This is a genomic window from Bradyrhizobium sp. AZCC 2262 (assembly GCF_036924535.1).
Classification (GTDB): domain Bacteria; phylum Pseudomonadota; class Alphaproteobacteria; order Rhizobiales; family Xanthobacteraceae; genus Bradyrhizobium.
The window spans coordinates 8,100,216-8,120,804 of record NZ_JAZHRT010000001.1; the positions used below are offsets into that span (position 1 = coordinate 8,100,216).

The following is a 20,589-nucleotide window of genomic DNA, read 5'->3' on the forward strand; positions in this document are numbered from 1 at the left end:
AATCCATACTTCCACAAACCGCGAAATGGATTGCTTCGCTCCGCTCGCAATGACGGCTCAAGAGACAGCATGGGCAAAGTCCAATCGGCAGATCATTTTCCTTCCGCAAGTGACAAAGCGGCAGCGCTCGCCCTCACCCCCGTTTCACGTGAAACGGAGGCGCGGCTCAATCGCTACGTCAGCCTCCTCGTGGAGTGGCAGGCAAAAACCAATCTCGTCGCGCCTTCGACGCTTCCGCATCTCTGGACCCGTCACGTCTCTGATTCGCTGCAGCTCCTGGATCTGGTCCCATCGGCGAAGATCTGGGTCGACCTTGGCAGTGGCGGCGGTTTCCCTGGCGTGGCTCTGGCCTGCGCGCTGGCAGAGACGCCGGGCGCCAATGTCCATTTGGTCGAGCGCAACGCCAAAAAGGCGGCCTTTCTGCGCGAGGCGGTGCGCATAACTTCTGCGGCTGCGACCGTGCATTTGGCGGGAATCGGGGATAGTGTGGATAGAATTGGCAGTGGCGTCGATTGCGTCACTGCGCGGGCGCTGGCTCCATTACATCAGCTTGTTGGTTTCGCGGAACCATTTGTGAGCAATGGCGCGAAAGCTCTGTTTCTCAAAGGCCAAGATGTAGAGGCTGAATTGACCGAGGCCACTAAATATTGGAATATTGAACCGCGACTCCATTCCAGCCGCACGGGCGGGCACGGCTGGATCGTCGAACTCGATCGGATCGAGCGGCGCAACCCCTCCGCGATCACATATGGCGATCGGGCATGAGCGAATTAGACGAGTTATATCAAGAAGATAGGGAACCAACTCCACCGCCCCATCCACGCATCCTGTCGCTGGCCAACCAAAAGGGTGGCGTCGGCAAGACCACCACAGCGATCAATCTTGGCACCGCGCTCGCGGCAATTGGCGAGCGCGTGCTGATCGTCGATCTCGATCCGCAGGGCAATGCCTCGACCGGTCTCGGCATCGATCGCCGCAACCGCAACTGCTCGACCTACGACGTGCTGATAGGTGAAGCGCCGTTGCGCGAAGCGGTGGTTCCCACCGCGGTGCCGCGGCTGCACATCGCCTCCTCGACCATGGATCTGTCGGGCCTTGAGCTCGAACTCGGCGCGACGCCCGGCCGCGCGTTCCGCCTGCGCGATGCGATCGCGGCGCTGAACAAGAATGCAGCGCCCGATACCGAATACACCTATGTGCTGATCGATTGCCCGCCGTCGCTCAACCTCCTCACCGTCAACGCGATGGCGGCGTCGGATGCGATCCTTGTGCCGCTGCAATGCGAATTCTTCGCGCTCGAAGGTCTGTCGCAATTGCTGCAGACGGTGGAGCAGGTGCGGTCGACGCTCAATCCGAACCTGTCGATCCACGGCATCGTGCTGACCATGTTCGACTCGCGCAATAACCTGTCGAACCAGGTCGTCGCCGACGTGCGACAGTTCATGGGCGGCAAGGTCTACGACACGATGATCCCGCGCAATGTGCGCATCTCCGAGGCGCCGTCCTACGGCAAGCCGGTGCTGGTCTACGATCTCAAATGCGTCGGCAGCGAAGCCTATCTGAAGCTGGCGACGGAAGTGATCCAGCGCGAGCGCGAGCTGAGGACGCATTAGTGTACGCGACGTCATTCCGGACAATCCGCGCGAGCGGATTGATCCGGAATCTCGAAGTCAGAGCTGCTTCGTCACATCGAGATTCCGGGTTCGCGTCTGACGACGCGCCCCGGAATGACGGCAAAATCATCAACCGAATTCTGTTTCCGGAGTGGCGTAAGTGAATCCTAGGGAGTTGGCGGCGATGGCCGACGAAACGCGTTCGCGACTGGGTCGTGGTCTCGCAAGTCTGATCGGGGATGTCGGCGGTGAGGCCGCGCATGTCGACCGGCCGCGCAACCAGCGCAAGGTGCCGATCGAATTCCTCAAACCCAATCCGCGCAACCCGCGCCGGACCTTTTCCGATGCCGAGCTCGGCGAACTCGCGGCTTCCGTCAAGCAGCATGGCGTGATCCAGCCGATCGTGGTTCGGCCGGTAAAGGGGTCGCAGGATCGCTTTGAGATCATCGCCGGCGAACGCCGCTGGCGCGCCGCGCAACTCGCCAGCCTGCACGAAGTCCCGATCGTTCCGATCGACGTCAGCGACAGCGACGCGCTCGAGATCATGATCATCGAGAACGTGCAGCGCGAAGACCTCAATGCGATGGAAGAGGCACAGGGCTATCACGCGCTCGCCGACGAATTCAAACGCAGCCAGGAAGACATCGCCAAGGAAGTCGGCAAGAGCCGCAGCCATGTCGCCAACATGATGCGGCTGACGAAACTGCCGGCGGAGGTACAGGCCTTTATCTCCAACGGTCAATTGTCGGCAGGCCACGCCCGCGCCCTGATCGGCGTGCCCGATCCGCTGGCCGCGGCGAAGCGCATCGTCGAGGAAGGTCTGAACGTACGGCAGGCCGAGGCGCTGGCGCATGAAGAGGGCGTCCCGGAGCGCAAGCCGCAAAAGGCTCGGAGCAGCGGCGGCGGTAAGACAAAAGCTCCCGACACGATCGCGCTGGAAAAGCGCGTCAGCGACGCACTCGGGCTTGCCGTGACCGTCAACCACCGCGACCCCGGCGGCTCCGTCCAGATCAGCTATCGCAACCTCGAACAGCTCGACGAAGTGATGCGGCGGCTGGAAGGGAAGTGAAGTCACAAGTCTCTCGGCGTCATTGCGAGCGGAGCGCAGCGATCCATCGCGCGGCATAACGGATGGATGGATTGCTTCGTCGCTAGTCGTCCGTGAAGAACCATCCAAGCGGTTGATCAAGAATCGATTTTCCGGGCGAGATTGGCTTTGAGATTGCAAGCTTTGGGGCTTTGACTGCCCAAAAGCTTGCAATTTCATTTTTGAGGATTCCGTCGAATCGCGAGCCGTGATTCCGTCATCGCATCGGAGGGAGCGATGCGACCAAGGGAACGACGAGAGACGGGACAAGCCGATCTTCTGCGCTCGCGGCTGGACGCGATCATCGACATGGGCCACCCGCTGGTGAAGCTGGCACAGACGATCGACTGGTCGTTCCTGGAGCAGCGGTTCGGGGCGGTCTATGAGGACAAGCCGGGCCGGCCGCCATTACCGACCCGCCTGATGGCGGGACTCGCGATCCTCAAGCACACCTACGACCTCTCTGATGAGGTGTTGTGCGAGCGCTGGGTGGAGAACCCCTATTACCAGTTCTTCTGCGGCGAGGAGTTCTTCCAGCACCGGTTGGTGTTCGATCGCTCTTCGCTGACGCGCTGGCGACAGCGGATGGGCGAGGAGAAGTTGCAGGCCTTGCTGCAGGAGAGCCTTGCGGTGGCCAGCAAGACCGAGGCGATCAAACCGGCCGACCTTAATCGGGTCATCATTGATACGACGGTGCAGCCCAAGAACGTGATGTTCCCGACCGATGCCAGGCTGCTGAACCGCGCCCGCGAGATCCTGGTCCGGCTGGCGAAGCGATATGGTGTCAAGCTGCGCCAGTCCTATGCCAGGGTGGGCAAGTTCGCGCTGATCAAGCACCAGCGTTATGCCCACGCCAAGCAGTTCAAGCGCGCCAACAGAGCCTTGAAGAAGCTCAAAATCTATCTCGGCCGCATCATCCGCGACATAGGCCGCAAACTCGGCGGCAACGCCGACTTGCTCGGGGGGGTCGTGTTGGAGCGCATGCTGGCGCGGGCGCGACAAGTGCTCGAGCAGAAGCAGCGCCAGCGTGGCCCGAAGCTCTACTCGCTGCACGCGCCGGAGGTGGAATGCATCGGCAAGGGCAAGGCGCACCGGCCTTACGAGTTCGGCGTCAAGGTCTCGGTCGCCACTACGCTGGCGCACGCCAAGGGCGGGCAGTTCGTGAGCCATGTGAAGGCGCTGCCCGGCAACCCCTATGACGGCCACACACTTGCAACCGTCATCCCCGAGATGGAGGCGCTGATCGGCAACACCATCGAGCGCGCGCTCCTCGACAAGGGCTATCGCGGCCACAACGCCCCGCCCGATTACAAGTTCAGGGTGTTCATCTCAGGACAGAAACGGCGGGTGACGCCACAGATCAAGCGCCAGCTGCGACGGCGTTCCGCCGTCGAGCCGGTCATCGGCCACCTCAAATCCGAGCACCGCATGGGCCGCAACTACCTCTGGCATCGTGAAGGCGACGCCATCAACGCCGTCCTCGCCGCCGTCGGCTATAACTTCCGCCGCCTGATCTGCTGGCTCAGGCTCTTGTTGTGGCAAATCATCGCCACCTTCCCCGGGGTCAATCCAGCCTGAAAATCCAGGATTCTTCACGGGCGACTCGCTAGCGCTCCCTCGCAATGACGGCTAGTAGCGGTCGCGAGCTTCACCCCCGCCGCTTCGCGTTCGCCGCGATCGAGAGCAGCGTCCGAAGCCCGATGGCCGACGCCAGCGAGGCCTGTTTGCGCATGTCGAGCGCGGCCGTTCCGAGCTGATCGATGATGGCGGCCAGCCGTGTTGCGTTGAAATTACGCAGCGCGATTTCGACGGCGCCCTTGCGCGAGAAATGCAGGCGCGGATAGCCGCTTTCGAGCAAGGTCGAGACGGGAGTGCCTTCGGCCACCGCGAGTGCCGATTTGTGCAGCCATGCCGCCTGGCGCTGCGCGGCGGAGATGATCACGCCGGGATAGGTGCCGGCGACCATCGCCTTTGCAAACTCGCTTTCGACCAGGTCCGGCTTGCCGGCAAAGGCGCCATCCACGATCGGATCCAGCTTCAGCTCGGACGCATCGGAGACGACGGTCATGACATCGTCGAGCGCGATCTCGCCCTTGCCGTGGGCATAGAGCGCCAGCTTGCGAAGTTCATTGCGCGAGGCCTGGCGGTCGCCGCCGAGCAACGACATCAGTACGGCGCGCGCGTCCGCGGCGATCCGTAAATTGGAAGTCCGCAATTCCTCGTCGATCAGTCTGGCAAGGTCGCGCTCAGTATCGGGATAGCAGGCGATGGCGACCGCGGTCTTGGCACGCTCGCAGGCCTTGCGCAGCGGCGATTCCGGCCGCAGCTCACCCGCCTCGATCACGATACGGCAATCCTTCAAGGGCATATCGGCCAGCGTATCGACGCCGCTGGCGAAACTGCGCGAGCCGGCGCGCACGCGAATGGCGCGACGGCCGCCGAACATCGGGATCGTCATGGCTTCATCGACCAGCCGCGATGGTTCGGCCGACAGTTCGTCGCCGTCCAGTCGCACCAGCGAGAAGGGATCGTTGGGGTCGTCGACGGCGGAGGCGATCAGCGCGTCAGCGCGCTCGCGGACCAGTCCGGCATCCGGGCCATAAAGCAGGATGATAGGGCGGCCGGCATCGGGCCGGGCGAGAAAAGCGTCGATGTCTTTTCCGCGGAGCGCGACCAACGGGATCAGGTGCCGGCGTAGAAGAACGACGCCAGCCGGGTCTGGATGTTTTCCGCAATCTCGTTGGCGGCGCGATCCTCGGCGTCGCGGAAGGCGCGGGCACGGGCGAAGCGCTGCAACTGGCCGGGAATGTCATAGGACACGCGCGAGAAGGTCGTGCCCGTCATGACCGACTTGTTGGTGGCGAGGTCGATCAGATTGTACTGCGCGTCGATGCCGTAGTTTTCGCTCGACGGCAGCGCCGTGGCGGGATCGAGCATCAGCGACGAACGCGAGGTCCCAAAGCGCAACACCAGCCGATGCGTCGGCGGCATGCCGGTGGCGTTGCCGTAGAGCTTGAACGCCAGCGCGTTGCGGATCTCCACCTGGATTCGGGCTTCCCGCGACGCGTTGGGCTTGTCGACCGGCGGGATTTCCACGCCCATCAGCTTTTCCCGCAGGCCGGGCTTGCCGTCATTACGTTCGGTGTACATCGGCTGGAAACAGCCGGCCGTGAGCGCCGCCAGAGCGGCGACGGCGATGAGCCGAACGGCGATCCGGGTTCTAGCCAACGACATTCACGATCCTCATGGGAACAACGATTACCTTGCGGACGGCCTTGCCGCCGAGAGCGACTTTTACCGCATCGAGCGCCAAAACGGCAGCCTCAATTTCCGGATTTTGGGCGACCCGTGGCACGGTAACATCACCCCGCTTCTTGCCGTTGACCTGGACCACCAGCGTCACGGTGTCTTCAACCAGCAAATCGCGTTCGATTTGGGGCCAATCGGCCTCCGAAATCAGCCCGGACTGCCCCAGAACCTGCCAGCACTCCTCGGCCAGATGCGGCATCATCGGCGCGAACAATTGAACCAGGATGAGGGCGGCCTCCCGGGCCGACCAGGCCCAGGTCCGGCGCCGGCTTACCGTCGCGGCCCAGCACCTCGGCCAGCGCATTGGTGAATTCCCGGATATGGGCGAGACAGACGTTGAAATGCAGCCGCTCGATCCCGGATGACACCTTGTCCAGCGCGCCATGGGCGGCCTTGCGCAAGCCGAGCGCGTCGGCGCCGAACGAGGCCGGCCGGTCGGCCGGAGCGATTTTGGCGATCTCAGCTGATTCGTTGACCAGCCGCCACAGCCGCTGCACGAAGCGCGATGCGCCCTGCACGCGCTCGTCGCTCCAGATCACGTCGCGGTCGGGCGGCGAGTCCGACAGCATGAACCAGCGCGCGACATCGGCGCCATAGGTCGCGATGATGTCGTCGGGGTCGACGGTGTTCTTCTTGGACTTCGACATCTTCTCGATAGGGCCGATCGAGACTTCCTCGTCGCCATAGATCATGGTGGCGCGGCGTTCGCCGCCGATGACTTCGACCTTCACCTCGGCCGGCGTCACATAGTTGCCGTCGGCCTTGCGGTAGGTCTCATGGACGACCATGCCCTGGGTGTATTGGCCGGCGAAGGGCTCGTCGAAAGCGATATGACCCGTGGCCTTCATCGCGCGGGTGAAGAAGCGCGCGTACAGCAGGTGCAGGATCGCATGCTCGACGCCGCCGATATACTGGTCGACCGGCATCAGCCGATCGACGACCGCCCGCGTGGTCGGCGCGTTCTCGTTCCAGGGGTCGGTGAAGCGCGCAAAATACCAGGACGAGTCCACGAAGGTGTCCATGGTGTCGGTTTCACGCTGGGCCTTGCTGCCGCATTTGGGACAGGTGACGTGCTTCCAGGTCGGATGATGATCGAGCGCATTGCCGGGCTTGTCGAAGGTGGCATCCTCCGGCAGCACCACGGGCAACTGATCGTCGGGCACCGGCACGACATCGCATTTCGGGCAGTGGATCACCGGGATCGGACAGCCCCAATAGCGCTGCCGTGAAATGCCCCAGTCGCGCAGGCGGAAGTTCACCTGCCGCTCGCCGACGGGCGCGTTGCCGCGCATCTCATTTTCAAGCCGCTTTGCGACGTCTTCCTTCGCTTGTTCGATGGTCATGCCATCGAGGAAGCGGGAATTGATCATGCGGCCATCGCCGTCATAAGCGGTGTCCGTGATGACGAACGTCTTGGGATCCTGGCCTTCGGGGCAGACCACCGGAATGTTGCCGAGGTTGTACTTGTTGACGAAGTCGAGGTCGCGCTGGTCGTGCGCCGGGCAGCCGAAGATGGCGCCGGTGCCGTATTCCATCAGGACGAAATTCGCCACGTAAACCGGCAGCTTCCAGTTCGGATCGAACGGGTGAACGGCCTTGATGCCGGTATCAAAACCCTGCTTCTCGGCGGTGTCGATGATCTCCTGGGCGGTGCCGATCTTTTTCACGTCCGCGATGAACTCGGCCAGATCAGGATTCTTCGCAGCCGCAGCCTGCGCCAGCGGATGGTCGGCCGCGATCGCCATGAATTTTACGCCGAACAGCGTGTCGGGCCGCGTCGTGAAAATCTTCAGCTCGGTTTCGCCCGCGGGCGTCGTCGCAGGGTCGAGCGCGAACCGCAACAGCAAGCCCTCGGAACGGCCGATCCAGTTGCGCTGCATCAGCCGGACCTTGTCCGGCCAGCGGTCCAGCCCATCCAGCGCGTCCAGCAGTTCCTGCGAATATTTTGTGATCTTGAAGACCCACTGGTTCATCTCGCGCTGCTCGACGACGGCGCCGGAGCGCCAGCCGCGGCCGTCGATCACCTGCTCGTTGGCGAGCACGGTCATGTCGACCGGATCCCAGTTGATCTTGCGCTTCTCGCGTTCGGCCAGGCCCGCGCGCAGAAAATCCAGAAACATCTTCTGCTGATGCTTGTAATAGCTGGGATCGCAGGTCGCGAATTCGCGCGACCAGTCCAGCGACAGCCCGATCGACCGCAACTGCTTCTTCATCGCGGCGATGTTGTCGTAGGTCCAGGCCTTTGGCGCGACCTTGCGCTCGATCGCGGCGTTCTCGGCCGGCAGCCCGAAGGCGTCCCAGCCCATCGGGTGCAGGACGTTGAAACCCTTAGCGCGCATGAAGCGGGCCAGCACGTCGCCCAGCGTGTAATTGCGGACATGCCCGATATGGATGCGCCCGGACGGGTAGGGGAACATCTCGAGCACGTAGTATTTCGGCCGGGAATCGTCGTTTTTCGAGGCGAAGATCGCCTTTTCGTCCCACTGGCGTTGCCAGCGCGGCTCGGAATCACGGGCGTTGTAACGTTCGGAGGTCATGGAATCGTAAGCGCTTTTTGTGGATTCGGGTCCGGTCCAGAGGACGGCGGACTAGGCCACAAAAGCGGCTGCGGGGTCAACGGGTTGGGGAGGTGGCTATTTGATCGGAGGCGCGAAGCGTCCGCTCACCCCGCCATCGCCATCCCGGCCTCGTCGACCAGTTTGGCAAAGCCGTGCTCGACCACGGTGTTGCGGCCGCGGTGTTTGGCGGCGTAGAGGGCGGCATCCGCGGCCTCGATCAGGTCGCCGGGGGTTTGGGTGTCGCTCGGCAGCGTTGCCGCCACGCCGACGCTGACGGTGACGGTGCAGTAGCTGGACGTGATATGCGGCAGGCCGAGGTCTTGCACGGTCGCGCGCACCGTTTCGCCGATCTCGAGCGCTCTCTGGGGGCTCGTGTTCGGCAGTAGCAGGCAGAACTCCTCACCGCCGTAGCGGCCGGCAAAGCCCATCGTGTGGCCGGCGATGCCGGCCAGCGTCTCGCCGATCCGGGTCAGGCAGGCGTCGCCTTCGGGATGGCCGTAAGTGTCGTTGTAGAGCTTGAAGTGATCGACATCGATCATCAACAGCGACAGCTCGCAACGATGCTGCTGCGCCTTTATCCATTCGAAATCGAGCCGGCTCTGGAAGCCGCGGCGGTTGGCGAGACCCGACAGCATGTCCATCGAAGCCATCACGGTCAGGCGGTCGTTGGTGGCGACCAGTTCGCGCTCGCGCTGGCTGAGCTGGGCGGCCATCGCGTTGAAGGCGCGCGCCAGCGGCATGAATTCCAACGGCAGCTTGCTGCGCGCGACGCGGGCCGACCAGTCGCCTTCGCCGAACCGCCTGGCCATGCCGGTCATGACCTCGATCGGATTGATGATGAGCTTCTCCGCCCCGATCAGCGCGCCGAGCAGCACGAACAAGCAGACGAATCCCAATTGAAGATAGGCGGTGCGGATGTCGCGATTGATCGCGGCCGTCACCTTGGCCTCGTCGACGCTGACGATCAGGCGCGATTGCGTTCCGGGAATGCGCGCGAAACTGATGGTACGCTTGGAGCCGTCGGTGGCGGTAAAGCCAATCGAGCCGGTATCGGAGTTGGAGCTGAGCGCCTTGTAGGTGATGGCCGACAGCAGCGGCACGTTGTCGAGCGGCCGGCCGATCATGCTGGCCTGGTCGGGTGGCGCCGCCAGCACCACGCCGGTGCTGTCGATCAGCAGCGATGAAATGCCCGGCCGTCCGCCGAGGTTGGCCATGATCTTCGACAGCCAGTCGAGATTGATGCCGGCGACGGCTACCGATTCTTCCTCCGGATTGATCGCGACGACCGGATAGGCCGCCATCATGATGGGCCGGTTGTTGGTCTTGCCGAACAGATAGTCGCTGAAGACGAAATTCCGGGTTTCCTGCGCCTTCCTGAAATAGTCGCGATCGCCGATGTTGAGGCCGACCTGAATGTTCAGGGTGGAACACTGCACCACGCCTTCCTTGCTCACGAGCATGATGCTGCGGATCCAGGGCAAATTGGCGGGCAGGCTGGCGCGCAGGATTTCGCAACTTCGCCCGATGCCGCTGGAAGCGCGGATATAGGCGGCCGATTTCAGCATCGTCTCGACGGAGGAGATCACCTCGCGCTGGGTCTCGGCGCTGTGGTGGGTGATATTGGCGTATTCTTCGGAAGCGATCGCGATCTGCCTGGTGCGGGTGTCTTCGAGCGAGCGGACGCGCTCCAGCATCAAGGGCGCCACCAGCATCAAGGCCAGCATCGCAAGTCGCGCCCGGATTCCCAGAAGCTTCTTGAGTTTGACCCGATTGCGGTTGAAAGTAACGCCAGACATCCTGCCCCCCAATACCGGAGGGTAGAGCGAAGGTTTCAAAAAGCCTTTCCCGAACTTGGTAAAATTCGAGGAAATGCCGCAAAATTTCCAACTGAGATCAGGACATGACGCGAGAGAAATGGCGACACCGCTAACCAAGTCTTTACCAAACGGTCTGGCTCAGGTGGAGCAGGCCATCGCGCGCGCGTGCAAGGAAGCGCGCCGCGAGCGCGCGTCGGTGACGTTGATCGCGGTGTCGAAAACGTTCGACGCCGCGGCCATTTCGCCTGTCATCGATGCCGGGCAACGCGTGTTCGGCGAAAATCGTGTGCAGGAAGCCAAGGCGAAATGGCCGGCGCTGGTGTCGGCCTGTCCCGGAATTGCGTTGCACTTGATCGGACCGCTGCAATCCAACAAGGCGAAGGAGGCCGTGGCGCTGTTCGACGCCATCCATTCGGTCGACCGCCCCAGCATTTGCGAAGCGTTAGCCAAGGAAATTAATTCCCAGAACAGACGGCCGGAATTGTTCATTCAAGTGAACACTGGCGAAGAGCCGCAGAAGGCCGGCGTCGCACCCGGCGAGGCCGATGCCTTCATCGCGAGCTGCCGCGAAAAATACGGTCTCGTCGTTTCCGGCTTGATGTGCATTCCGCCGGTCGACGAAGCGCCGGCGCCGCATTTCGCGTTGACGGCCAAGATCGCCGCGCGCAACGGGCTGAAAAACCTGTCGATGGGCATGAGCGCTGATTTCGCGGTAGCAATCCAGCTCGGCGCCACGCACGTGCGTGTGGGCTCGGCGATTTTCGGGGCGCGGTAGAGGTCCATGCTGTCGTCCCTGCGAACGCAGGGACCCATAAACATAGGCGTGTGTTGTTGCGCAAAGGCTGTTGACCAGCCGTTATAAATCGAGAAGCCGCGGCGTATGGGTCCCTGCGTTCGCAGGGACGACAGCGGTGTTTACCTGAACCCCACCGATACCTTTCCGAGCGAGCCGAAATCGACGGCGCAAAAATCACCGGACTGGATCGGCAGCGGCGGGTGACAGGTGCCGGTCGTGACGACATGGCCAGCCTTTAGCGTCACGCCAAGCTGGCGCAGTTCATTGGCGAGCCAGGTCAGCGCGATCCGGGGATCGCCCAGCACATTCTTGCCGTGACCTATAAATTGCCGGCCGCGCATCGTGATGACAGGCCGCTCCTCGACGAGATCGCGCGCGCGCCAGTCCGCGCTTGTCGCCGGGCCGAGGACGAACAGATGCGCGCAGGCGTTGTCGGCAATGATCTGCGCCGCGCCAGCGCTGACGAAGTCGGCAAACCTCGAATCCGGAATCTCGATGGCCGGATGCAGCGTGTCGACCGCGTCGAGGACCTGCTGCATCGTGTAGGGCGCGGTACGCGCCGGCAGATCCACGCGCATGCGAAAGGCGAATTCCGGCTCAGTGACGCGCATTTCATTGCCCGCCATCGAAGCCGTTCCCCCATTTACTATCACGGTCTCGGCCAGGATGCGTCCGGCCATCGGGCCGTCGACGTTGATGTGCTTTTGTCCGGCCTCGCTGGTGGCCGCGATCTTCCAGCCGAACAGACTATCGGACGAATATTTTTCGATTCCCGCCTGGATCGCATAGGCCTCGACGCGATCGCGCGGTCGCAGTCGATCGTCGAGGCCGGCAAACTTGGTGCCGGCGCGCCAGTGGTCGTGCAGCGTCTTTGATGCGGCTGCGATCGCGTTCTTGTCCAGCATTGTCTTGATTCCCCATCAGCCGATCCTGATTTTCGTCTGCGGGCCCATTCGCCGCAACAGCCGCAGCATGGCCGATTTCGTCATCGAAACGCATCCCGCGGTCGGCGAGAAGTTGGTCCGCGCCAGATGCAGGAACACGGCGCTGCCGCGACCGGCTACCCGTGGGCCGGCGTTGTGATCGATTTCGACGATGAAATCGTAGAGATGGTCCTCGCGCGTCAGCCGATCGCCGGGCTGGTCGCGGACCAGGCGGATGGGCTGATTGTAACGGCGGTCCCGCGGGTCCTCGCACCAGGCGTCTTCGGGCCGGATCGGCCGGACCGGCAGATAGGTCCGCGGTCGCGGATGGCGGTCGGCGCGCCACCACAATTGCAGCGGGCGATAGATGCCTCTGGGAGTGCCGCCGTCGCCCTCCCGTTTATTGGCGAGGATGCCGCCGCGACCAAGTGCCACCGGCACGGTCCAGCCGTCCGCCGTCAGCCAGCCCCGGCAAGGCTCGCCGGCAGCCCGGTGGACCCGAATGGAAGTCAGCGGCCGATCACGCGCGGATGTCTGATAAGTGATTGAAGTAGCGTTACTTTCCATGCCAATGCCCGAATCCTGGGATTGCTTGCCCGGCCGCAATTGTTCTATTGACGCCATTACAGGACATTCACCCAAACGCGCCTCAAATTTGGAATAGACTCCGGTTCGCCTTGTGAAACTGTAACAATTTCTTACCTGATGCGAATCAGTACCTGACGGACCCCGACTTGCTCGCGAGCTTTGCCAGCGAATCAGGTTGTCATCGACCAAGACCCGGCTTGACGCTTCCCCTGCGTCCGCCGCCTGCCTAAAGAGGATTGTATCCTATGCCTAATGCCCGCAAGATCCTGATCGTGGAGGACGACAACGATCTGCGCGACACGCTGGTCGAACAACTATCGCTGCACGAGGAGTTCGAAGCCTCCGCAGTCGATACCGGCGCCAAGGGCGCCAGCGCCGCCAAGGCCAATTCCCCCGATCTGGTGCTGATGGATGTCGGCTTGCCGGATACCGATGGAAGGGAAGTCGTGCGCAGCCTCCGCAAGGGCGGCTTCAAGGCGCCGATCATCATGCTGACCGGCCACGACACCGATTCGGACACCATCTTGGGGCTCGAATCCGGCGCCAATGATTATGTCGCAAAACCGTTCCGCTTCGCCGTGCTGCTCGCCCGGATCAGGGCGCAACTCCGCCAGCACGAGGCCAGCGAGGACGCGGTGTTTTCCGTCGGTCCCTACAGCTTCCGGCCCGGCTCCAAGATGCTGACCGCCGCCAATGCCAGAAAAGTGCGGCTGACCGAGAAGGAAACCGCGATCCTGCGCTTCCTGTATCGCGCCGGCCAGTTGCCGGTATCGCGCGAGACGCTGCTGCAGGAAGTCTGGGGCTACAATTCAGGCGTCACCACGCACACGCTGGAAACCCATATCTACCGTCTCAGGCAGAAGATCGAGAAGGATGCGGCCAATCCGGAAATCCTGGTGACGGAAGCAGGCGGCTACAAGCTGGTGCCGTGATACGACTAGCAGCCGCGCTTCGTGATTTTCGCGCATCCCGGTCACAAATCCATGTCGATCGAAGATGATGTTGCCCTGTTCGAGCGGGTCCCGACGTTGAGCCTGTTGGGAACGGCGGCTCTGCGCATGCTGGCGATCGGCTCGGAGCAACGCGATTTTTCGGCTGGCGATTATCTGTTCAACGCCGGCGACGAGGCGGATGCGGGCTATATCGTTCAACGCGGCGCGTTCCGCGTCGAGGACGGCGGCGCTGAAGTCGTTGCGGGGCCCGGTTCTCTGATCGGCGAACTGGCGCTGATCGTTGCGATGAAGCGGCCGTCGAGCGCGGTCGCGCTCGATCATGCCTCGGTCATCCGGGTGGCGCGCAGCCTGTTTCAACGCGTGCTCGAAAGCGATCCCGCCGCGGCGCGCCGCCTGCGCGACGAACTTGCCACCCGCACCAGCCAGCTCGCCAGCGATATTTTGATGGCCGGCGCCAAGCTGAGTATTTGATCGCAGCTACACTTCCAGCGTTACCGTTACCGGCACGTGGTCGGACGGGCGCTCCCAACTGCGGGCGTCGCGGGTGATCTTGAAATCGCTGATTCCATCCTTCAGCGCGCGCGAGACCCAGATGTGGTCGAGCCGCCGGCCACGGTCGCCCACCGTCCAGTCGGCGGCGCGGTAGCTCCACCACGTATAGACCTTTTCCGAAAGCGGGATCCGCTCGCGCGCGACGTCGAACCACTCGCCGTGGGCTTGCGCCGCCAGCAGCTTCTCACATTCGATCGGCGTGTGCGAGACGACCTTCAAGAGCTGCTTGTGCGACCACACGTCGTTCTCATGGGGGGCGACGTTGAGGTCGCCGACCAGGATATGCCGGTCGTCGCCGCGCGGGTGCAGCGGTTCGCAGGCTCTCATCTCGTCGAGAAATTTCAGCTTGTGATCGAACTTCGGATTGAGCGCGGGATCGGGAATGTCGCCGCCGGCCGGCACGTAGAAATTATGCAGCACCAGCGGCTTTGCGAGCTGCGCCTTCTCGCCGAACGCTACCGAGATGTGGCGCGAATCGACGTTGTCGCAGAAGGTTCTGATATCGGTGGTCTCGAACGGCAGTTTCGAGACGATGGCGACGCCATGATAGCCCTTCTGTCCGTTCAGCGCGACATGCTCATAGCCAAGACGCTTGAAGCGCTTCAGCGGGAAAGCGTCGTCGATGCATTTGGTTTCCTGCAGGCACAGCACGTCCGGCCGCGCCGATTTGAGGAATTTGGCGACGATGTCGATGCGCAGGCGCACCGAATTGATATTCCACGTTGTCAGGGAAAACCGCATGAGGGCCGTGTCTTACCACGGTTCGTGATGGCGTCGCCCTGCTTGTCCACAGGTGGAATTTCGTTGGGTGGGCAAAGGCGCTCTGCGCCGTGCCCACCATCTATCGAAACGCGCCACTGTTGGTGGGCACGCGGAGCCTGTCATCGGGCGCGCATTCGCGCGACCCGTTGGCTTTGCCCACCCTACGGTCTCCAGAGGAGGAAAGCCCGCCGTTCAGTTTGCGGGGGTGATGTAGTTGGTGAAGTCGATCTTGAAGAGGCCGGGATCGACCTTCTTGGACGAATCCAGATTGTAGACCGCAATCGTGGTGTCGTAGCCCTGCGGATCGGTCACCGTCCATTGCTTGAGCTGGCCGTCCTTGACGCCGACCATCAGCATCAGCCGGCTGGTGCCGATCAGGGCCTGCTTCTCCTCGATGGTGACGCTGATGTAGATGTCATCGGCCGTGACGTTGACGACATTGGTGTCCTTCAACAGATCGATCCGGTCCGACAGCAGGAAGCGCAGCGGCGTCTGCGACAGCGGGTAGATGTCCTGGGTCGCGAGCTTGGTATCCCGCACCGCCAGCGACGAACCGTCGGCGATGATCGCGATCTGGCTGGGCGCATCGTATTCGAAACGCACCTTGCCCGGCTTCTGGATGTAGAAGTCGCCCTTCGTCTTGCTGCCGTCGGGGCCGACCTGGACGAAATTTCCGACCAGCGTCTGCAGCGAAGACAGGTAGGAGCTGACCCGGGCCGCCTGCGCCTTCTGGTTGGTGTCGAAGGTTGCAAAAATATTAGCCGGGACATTGCGGTTCGGATCGGGGATCACCGGGTTTGGCGGCGTCTGGGTAGCGCCGGTGGTGGTCGGCGCCTTGTCCTGCGCGCTCATCTGCACGCTGCCGTCGCGGGCCTTCGGCGCAGGCTTCGGAACCGGCGAGGGTTTCGGAACCGGCACGGTCTGCGAGAAAGCCGGCGTCGCGAAGCCTGCCATGGACGTGGCGATCAAAAGGGCCAGTCCGGCGCGCAGCCCGCGATGGGTGGATTGTTGTGTCATCAGATATTTCGGATCTCTATTCAACGAGGCGTCCCGCTTGCAGCCATTTTATCGCGCTTTCAGGCAAAGGAGATATCGTTTTTCCGTGAAAATCGTTGCACCGAATCCACATTCAGCGCCGGCACCCTAGAATCCGCCCTCTTCCTCCTCGACCAGAATTTCGCGCTTGCCGGCGTGATTCGCCTGCCCGACGATGCCTTCCTGTTCCATCCGCTCCATCAACGACGCTGCGCGGTTATAGCCGATTTGCAGCCGGCGCTGAATGTATGATGTGGAGGCCTTGCGGTCGCGCTTGACGATCGCAACCGCCTGCGAGAACAAGTCGCCGCCGCCGTCGCCGCCCATGCCGGTGGAATCGAACACCGCGCCGTCCTCGTCGGTCGGCTCTTCCGCCGTGACCGCTTCCAGATATTCCGGCTGACCCTGCGTCTTGAGATGACGCACGACCTTTTCGACTTCCTCGTCGGAAACGAACGGCCCGTGCACACGGCTGATGCGTCCGCCGCCGGCCATATAGAGCATGTCGCCCTGTCCGAGCAGTTGCTCGGCGCCCATTTCACCGAGGATGGTGCGGCTGTCGATTTTCGAAGTGACCTGAAACGAGATACGGGTCGGGAAGTTCGCCTTGATGGTGCCGGTGATGACGTCGACCGATGGACGCTGGGTGGCGAGAATGACGTGCAGGCCGGCGGCGCGCGCCATCTGCGCGAGGCGTTGCACTGCGCCTTCGATGTCCTTGCCGGCCACCATCATCAGGTCGGCCATTTCGTCGACGATGATGACGATATAGGGCAGCGGCTCGAGGTCGAGTTTTTCTTCCTCGTAGATCGCCTTGCCGCTTTCCTTGTCGAAGCCGGTATGCACCGTGCGCGTCAGATCTTCGCCCTTGCCCTTGGCCTCGACGAGGCGCTGGTTGTAGCCGTCGATGTTGCGAACACCGAGCTTGGCCATTTTCTTGTAACGCTCTTCCATCTCGCGCACGGCCCATTTCAACGCCACCACCGCCTTCTTCGGATCGGTCACAACCGGCGTCAGAAGGTGCGGGATGCCGTCATAGACGGAGAGTTCGAGCATTTTTGGATCGACCATGATCAGGCGGCACTGATCCGGCCGCAGGCGGTAGACCAGGCTCAGGATCATGGTGTTGATCGCTACCGATTTGCCGGAACCGGTGGTACCGGCGATCAGCATATGCGGCGTGCGCGCGAGATCGATGATGATGGATTCGCCGCCGATGTTCTTGCCGAGACAGAGCGGAAGTTTTGCGTGCGACTCGTCCTTCGCCGTCAGCAATTCGCGCAGATAAACCTTTTCGCGATGCACATTCGGCAGCTCGATGCCGATGGCGTTGCGGCCGGCGACCACGGCGACGCGGGCCGAAAGCGCGCTCATCGAGCGGGCGATATCGTCGGCAAGGCCGATGACGCGCGAGGATTTGATGCCGGGTGCCGGTTCGAGTTCGTACAGCGTCACGACCGGGCCGGGATTGGCCTTGACGATCTCGCCGCGGACGCCGAAGTCGCCGAGCACGCCCTCCAGCGCGCGCGAATTGGCCTCCAGCTCGGCCTTGCTGAGCGGCTGCCGGTCCGACGCCTTGGGCGCCGTGAGCACCGAGACCGAAGGCAGTTCAAATTTTTCGGATTTGCGTGCCGCCGCACGCGGCGCGGCCTTCTTGCGCGAAGCGCGGGGGGCCTCCTCTTCTTCCTCCTCTTCCTCGTCCTCGAATTCCTCGTCCTGCGGAGCCAGTGCCGGCGCGGCGCGGCCGCCCTTGAGGCTTGGTTCCTGACGTTCGAACGAGGCCCTGCGAGGCGGCGGCGAACTCGACACCAGTGATCGGTAGGCCACGCTCATCAGCCAAGCGAGCCGCGCCTTTGCGCTCATCAGCGCGTGATACACCCATCCGAGCGAAACCGAGCTGCGATCCTCTTCTTCCACGAAGGGCGTGTCATCGTCCTCGATCGGCGTCAGCTCTTCCTCTCTCGGGCGCGAGCCCCAGCCGCTGGCAAACAGGAACGCCGCGCACATCGCCACGAACAGGATGATGCCGATCACTAGACGATAGGTGAAGCCGGCGGGACCGAATACCACAGCCGGCGCCCGCACCAGCGCATCGCCGACGACGCCGCCAAGGCCGGTCGGCAACGCCCACGCTCCGCCGTGCGGCCAGCAGCTTGCAAAGCCGGCCGCGATCACCGTGCAGAGAATCCAGCATCCAAGACGGAGTGCTTCGCGGTCGAAGGTGCGATGGGTCAGCATGCGCCAGCCCCACACCGCTATGGGCAGGATCAGCATGATCGCGCCGAGGCCGAGAATCTGCATCAGGAGATCGGCGCCGATCGCGCCGGGATATCCGAGGACGTTGCGGATCGGACGCGACGTCGCGTGACTCAGGCTCGGGTCCTGTACCGACCACGTCATCAACGCCGCGGCCGCCACGCCGGACAGCGCGATCAGGCAAAGGCCCGCGAGCTCGCGCAGGCGCCGCGCGAGGGCGTCGCGGATCGAGACCGGCAGATGGCCGACCAGGGGAATGACACGTTCGATCGCTGGCATGCTCATGGGGCCCTGCGATTAATCCAGAATTTCGACTAGCCGGTGCAGTGCCTCGGCCGTTGATTCACTGTCTGAGACCAGCGCGAGACGGATGTAGCCCGCGCCGGGATTGAAGCCGTCGTTTTGCAGCCGCGACAGATAACTTCCGGGGATCACGCGGACCCCGGCATCCCGATAGAGTTTCACCGCCACAGCCTCATCGCCGCCGAGCTCGGATACGTCGAGCCAGACGCAGAAGCCGCCGGCGGGCCGCATATAGCCGTAGCGGCTGCCGAGAATCTGGTCGGCGAGGTCGAACTTGATGCGGTAAAGCCTGCGGTTCTCTTCGACGTGCGCTTCGTCGCTATAAGCGGCAACCGCGACGTGCTGCAGCGGAACCGGCACCTGCGGTGCGGCCACATTGCGCAATTCGTGAAAGGCTGAGAGAAACTTTCGGTCCCCGGCGGCAAAGCCGACGCGCATGCCGGGCAGGTTCGAGCGCTTCGACAGCGACTGGAACGCAACGACGTTGGTAAAATCGGGCCCGGCGCTTTCCAGCGCGCTGCCCGGCGCCTGCCTGGTGTAGATTTCCGAATAGCACTCGTCGCTCAGGATCATGAAGCCATGACGGTCGGCGAGTTTCTTCAAGCGGATGAAGTAGTCGCGCGAGGCGACGGCGCCTTGCGGATTGGCGGGTGAGGCGATGAACATCGCCACGGTTCGGGCCAGCGTCGCTTCGTCGAGCGCATCGAGATCCGGCAAGAATCCGTTGGCGAGCGTGGTCGGCAGGTAGATCAGTTCGCAACCGGCAGCGCGGGCGCCCGCGCCATAGGCCGGATAGAACGGGTTGGGCATCAGGATCGCGGGCTTGCCCTTGCGCGGGCCAACATAACGGGCGGCAGTGATCGCTGCGAAAAACAGACCCTCGCGGCTGCCGCTCAGCACCAGGATTTCGCTTTCGGGATCGACCGGTCGGGGGAGCTGGAACCGGGTCGACAGCCAGTTCGCGGCGGCCCGCCGGAACGGCTCGATACCCTTGGCGAGGGGATAGCGGCCGAAATCAGCGATGTGCTTCGCCAGGACCGGCCCGACAAAATCCGGGACCGGGTGCTGCGGCTCGCCCAATGACAGTGTAATCAATGGCTTGGCTGGTTGGTACGGTGCCAGCAGCTCGGTGGTCCGGATAAACGGCGAGCGCTCGGCCTGACCGGCAGGTACGCTGCCGGCGCCCTGCGCCACGCCGGAAGAGGCGGTCATTGCCATGTTAGAAACGCCAGCACTTTCACGAGTGGCCGAGGGACCTATCCGACGACCGGAAACACATCAAACCACCATAGATACGGCGAGGTTAAGACGCGATTAACCATCGGTCAGACTGGACAATTTGCTCGGTATTACCATATCTGGACGAGGTATTACCAGGAGGAGAGCGATGGCAACAACAGTCACCCGCAAGGGCCAGGTGACAATCCCGAAGCCAGTCCGCGACTATTTGGGAATTCAGCCCGGCAGTCGGGTGGATTTCCGCCGCAGCGCGGACGGCGGCGTGGTGATAGAGAAAGCTGATGGGCCTCGACCGCCAAGCAAGTTTGCCAAAGCGCGCGGATCGGCCGGGCCGGGCCTGACGACCGATCAACTGATGGCTCTCCTGCGCGGCGAGCCGGAATGACGCTCGTCGATTCGAACGTCATTCTGGACGTCGTCACCGACGGTGAGACATGGGCGGACTGGTCGCAAGAGCAGCTTGAGCAAGCGGCTTCGGCTGGGCCGCTTATTATCAACAACGTCATCTACGCTGAGATCTCGACACGCTACTCCACGGTCGAAGATGTAGACGCGATGCTCCGCAATCTGGATATTGGCGTGGCGACGATTCCGCGCACTGCGCTCTTTCTGGCGGGCAAGGCCAATCTGCGATACCGCGCGACGGGTGGCGTTCGCACCGGCGTACTGTCCGATTTTTTTATCGGCGCTCACGCCGCGGTCGAGCAGCGGCCGCTCTTGACGCGGGATGCGCGGCGCTACCGCACCTATTTCCCGACAGTTGAGCTGATCACGCCGTCGGAGAGCGGAGGGTAGCGC

At 62.9% G+C, this 20,589-nt stretch carries 18 protein-coding genes and 1 pseudogene; 9 read left to right on the forward strand and 10 right to left on the reverse strand.

The features are described from left to right. The first annotated feature begins 69 nt into the window (after nt 1–69). The 4 genes from rsmG to V1283_RS38015 all read left to right on the forward strand — a co-directional run bounded on the left by rsmG (nt 70) and on the right by V1283_RS38015 (nt 4,278). Complete coding sequence (gene rsmG / locus V1283_RS38000; RefSeq protein ID WP_334391703.1) at nt 70–765, forward strand: 16S rRNA (guanine(527)-N(7))-methyltransferase RsmG; 696 nt, start codon at nt 70–72, stop codon at nt 763–765. After that, nucleotides 762–1,613: a ParA family protein gene (locus V1283_RS38005; RefSeq protein WP_334391704.1), complete on the forward strand. Its 852-nt coding sequence runs from the start codon at nt 762–764 to the stop codon at nt 1,611–1,613. The genes rsmG and V1283_RS38005 overlap by 4 nt, the downstream gene beginning before the upstream one ends. A gap of 184 nt (nt 1,614–1,797) precedes the next feature. After that, a complete protein-coding gene (locus V1283_RS38010; RefSeq protein WP_334391705.1) occupies nt 1,798–2,682 on the forward strand; it encodes a ParB/RepB/Spo0J family partition protein in 885 nt (294 codons plus the stop codon). A gap of 255 nt (nt 2,683–2,937) precedes the next feature. Next, a complete protein-coding gene (locus V1283_RS38015; RefSeq protein WP_334387067.1) occupies nt 2,938–4,278 on the forward strand; it encodes an IS5 family transposase in 1,341 nt (446 codons plus the stop codon). Nucleotides 4,279–4,348: 70 nt separating this feature from the next. Here V1283_RS38015 and holA read toward each other — a convergent pair whose 3' ends face one another. The 4 genes and pseudogenes from holA to V1283_RS38035 form a co-directional block, all read right to left on the reverse strand. Next, nucleotides 4,349–5,377: a DNA polymerase III subunit delta gene (gene holA / locus V1283_RS38020; protein WP_334391706.1), complete on the reverse strand. Its 1,029-nt coding sequence runs from the start codon at nt 5,375–5,377 to the stop codon at nt 4,349–4,351. Between the two features lie 5 nt (nt 5,378–5,382). Beyond that, a complete protein-coding gene (gene lptE, locus V1283_RS38025; RefSeq protein WP_334391707.1) occupies nt 5,383–5,934 on the reverse strand; it encodes an LPS assembly lipoprotein LptE in 552 nt (183 codons plus the stop codon). Continuing rightward, a pseudogene (leuS, locus tag V1283_RS38030) lies at nt 5,921–8,546 on the reverse strand (leucine--tRNA ligase). The gene lptE and the pseudogene leuS overlap by 14 nt, the downstream one beginning before the upstream one ends. A gap of 125 nt (nt 8,547–8,671) precedes the next feature. Next, nucleotides 8,672–10,363 (reverse strand): sensor domain-containing diguanylate cyclase, encoded by a 1,692-nt coding sequence (locus tag V1283_RS38035; RefSeq protein ID WP_334391708.1) that lies wholly within the window; start codon nt 10,361–10,363, stop codon nt 8,672–8,674. A gap of 118 nt (nt 10,364–10,481) precedes the next feature. On the opposite strand from V1283_RS38035, the gene V1283_RS38040 reads away from it, so the two are divergent. Continuing rightward, nucleotides 10,482–11,159 (forward strand): YggS family pyridoxal phosphate-dependent enzyme, encoded by a 678-nt coding sequence (locus V1283_RS38040; protein WP_334391709.1) that lies wholly within the window; start codon nt 10,482–10,484, stop codon nt 11,157–11,159. 140 nt (nt 11,160–11,299) lie between these two features. On the opposite strand, the gene V1283_RS38045 is transcribed toward V1283_RS38040, so the two are convergent. Then, nucleotides 11,300–12,085, reverse strand: a complete 786-nt coding sequence (locus V1283_RS38045; protein ID WP_334391710.1) for a 2-keto-4-pentenoate hydratase — start codon at nt 12,083–12,085, stop codon at nt 11,300–11,302. Nucleotides 12,086–12,100: 15 nt separating this feature from the next. Continuing rightward, nucleotides 12,101–12,670: a L,D-transpeptidase family protein gene (locus V1283_RS38050; RefSeq protein WP_334393325.1), complete on the reverse strand. Its 570-nt coding sequence runs from the start codon at nt 12,668–12,670 to the stop codon at nt 12,101–12,103. A gap of 266 nt (nt 12,671–12,936) precedes the next feature. On the opposite strand from V1283_RS38050, the gene V1283_RS38055 reads away from it, so the two are divergent. Continuing rightward, nucleotides 12,937–13,623 (forward strand): response regulator transcription factor, encoded by a 687-nt coding sequence (locus tag V1283_RS38055; protein ID WP_057853752.1) that lies wholly within the window; start codon nt 12,937–12,939, stop codon nt 13,621–13,623. Nucleotides 13,624–13,674: 51 nt separating this feature from the next. Beyond that, nucleotides 13,675–14,115, forward strand: a complete 441-nt coding sequence (locus V1283_RS38060; protein ID WP_334391711.1) for a cyclic nucleotide-binding domain-containing protein — start codon at nt 13,675–13,677, stop codon at nt 14,113–14,115. 6 nt (nt 14,116–14,121) lie between these two features. Here V1283_RS38060 and V1283_RS38065 read toward each other — a convergent pair whose 3' ends face one another. The 4 genes from V1283_RS38065 to V1283_RS38080 all read right to left on the reverse strand — a co-directional run bounded on the left by V1283_RS38065 (nt 14,122) and on the right by V1283_RS38080 (nt 19,770). Next, a complete protein-coding gene (locus tag V1283_RS38065; protein WP_334391712.1) occupies nt 14,122–14,937 on the reverse strand; it encodes an exodeoxyribonuclease III in 816 nt (271 codons plus the stop codon). A 213-nt stretch (nt 14,938–15,150) separates the two neighbouring features. Then, complete coding sequence (locus tag V1283_RS38070) at nt 15,151–15,912, reverse strand: outer membrane lipoprotein carrier protein LolA (RefSeq protein ID WP_334393326.1); 762 nt, start codon at nt 15,910–15,912, stop codon at nt 15,151–15,153. A gap of 189 nt (nt 15,913–16,101) precedes the next feature. Next, nucleotides 16,102–18,534 carry a DNA translocase FtsK gene (locus tag V1283_RS38075; RefSeq protein WP_334391713.1) on the reverse strand — a complete coding sequence of 811 codons (2,433 nt, stop codon included), beginning with the start codon at nt 18,532–18,534 and terminating at the stop codon, nt 16,102–16,104. 12 nt (nt 18,535–18,546) lie between these two features. After that, nucleotides 18,547–19,770 carry an aminotransferase class I/II-fold pyridoxal phosphate-dependent enzyme gene (locus V1283_RS38080; protein ID WP_334391714.1) on the reverse strand — a complete coding sequence of 408 codons (1,224 nt, stop codon included), beginning with the start codon at nt 19,768–19,770 and terminating at the stop codon, nt 18,547–18,549. Nucleotides 19,771–19,939: 169 nt separating this feature from the next. Here V1283_RS38080 and V1283_RS38085 point away from each other — a divergent pair, with 169 nt between their 5' ends. After that, nucleotides 19,940–20,176, forward strand: a complete 237-nt coding sequence (locus tag V1283_RS38085) for an AbrB/MazE/SpoVT family DNA-binding domain-containing protein (protein WP_334391715.1) — start codon at nt 19,940–19,942, stop codon at nt 20,174–20,176. Next, the gene (locus V1283_RS38090; protein ID WP_334391716.1) at nt 20,173–20,586 is read left to right on the forward strand and encodes a type II toxin-antitoxin system VapC family toxin; all 414 of its coding nucleotides are present in this window, start codon (nt 20,173–20,175) and stop codon (nt 20,584–20,586) included. The genes V1283_RS38085 and V1283_RS38090 overlap by 4 nt, the downstream gene beginning before the upstream one ends. Nucleotides 20,587–20,589 lie beyond the last annotated feature (3 nt).